1 protein-coding gene is annotated in these 883 nt (G+C 65.8%); it reads left to right on the top strand.

Annotation, left to right across the window (positions count from 1 at the left end; genetic code table 11):
• Positions 1-448 precede the first annotated feature (448 nt).
• Positions 449-883 (top strand): DUF4410 domain-containing protein (locus G3N93_RS40770; protein ID WP_206135608.1); only part of this gene is annotated, 435 nt, incomplete at its 3' end.

The raw sequence follows: 883 nt of genomic DNA, 5'->3' as shown, positions 1-883 counted from the left end.
CTTCTGCCTTCTGCCTTCTGCCTTCTGCCTTCTGCCTTCTGCCTTCTGCCTTCTGCCTTCTGCCTTCTGCCTTCTGCCTTCTGCCTTCTGCCTTCTGCCTTCTGCCTTCTGCCTTCTGCCTTCTGCCGCCTGCCTTCTGCCGCCTGCCTTCTGCCGCCTGCCGCCTGCCGCCTGCCGCCTGTAGTGCGCCGTTTGGCCTTCCGACCGTCTGATCGACTATCTGCCTCGCAGCCCCACGGCCGCACGTATCCGCGCACAGCGGCACGTGACATGCGCCGACATAATTCCTGCGTGGCGCGTCACGCCCGACCTCCGCATACTTGCGCCTGCGTGTTGCGCAACGGCATGAAACCTCTCCCCAGCCAGCGATCACGCCCCGCTTCCGATCGTTCGCGTTCCTGAATGCCGCGACAGTATCGGCAACTTCACCCAGGCCACGGAGATCGACATGTTTTCTTCCCTTCACGCACTTGCTGCCCACGCCAAACGTCTGACCAGTGTCGCGCTGATCGCCGGCACCGTCGCGATGACCGGCTGCGCATCGACCGCAACCACATCCATGACAGCCGCGCCGACCGCCCGCACGCAGCCGCAGGTTCGTGCGGACGTCGTCTATGTATCCGCGTTCGATGTGGACACGACCGACGTCAAGGTCGACGGCGGGATGATCAGCAAGATTGCGACCCTCGCGAGCGGCTCGTCCGCCGACGTGCAGCGCCAGCAGAGCGCGCTGAAGACCCGCGAGCAGCTCGCCGACGCACTCGTGCGCGAACTCCGGTCGCAAGGCATCCCCGCGCTGCGCGGCCCGGTGCCCGACGGACGCGATGCGCTGGTCGTCGAAGGCCGCTTCGAGTCGATCGACGCCGGCAACCGCCAGCTCGTA

The organism is Burkholderia sp. Se-20378 (assembly GCF_017104665.1).
Taxonomy (GTDB): Bacteria; Pseudomonadota; Gammaproteobacteria; order Burkholderiales; family Burkholderiaceae; genus Burkholderia; species Burkholderia lata.
This window is presented reverse-complemented; position numbering and strand designations above follow the sequence as displayed.